Below are 220 nucleotides of genomic sequence, written 5' to 3'. Positions count from 1 at the left end.
CCGATGCTGATGCACGCCGACCCGTTTGAAATCGCCGCGGCGCCCATGGAGCCGCCCGGCGGCGACCTGCTGCTGGGATCCGATTACCTGGGCCGCGACGTGTTGACCGGCATGATCTACGGCGGCCGCGCAACGTTGCTGGTAGGCGTGGTGGCGGCGGTGCTGTCCATGGCCATCGGCATCACCGTCGGCGCACTGGCGGGCTATTACGGCGGCTGGG

General features: G+C 69.5%; 1 pseudogene. It reads left to right on the top strand.

Annotation, left to right across the window (positions count from 1 at the left end):
* Nucleotides 1-220 (top strand): annotated as a pseudogene (locus B2W22_RS26700) (ABC transporter permease); the annotation flags it as partial.

Origin of the sequence: Achromobacter sp. UBA4530 (assembly GCF_002388205.1) — a bacterium.
In the GTDB taxonomy this organism is placed as follows: domain Bacteria; phylum Pseudomonadota; class Gammaproteobacteria; order Burkholderiales; family Burkholderiaceae_B; genus Achromobacter; species Achromobacter animicus.
Note: the sequence above shows the minus strand (reverse complement) of the source record. Positions and strands in the feature narration are given on the sequence as shown.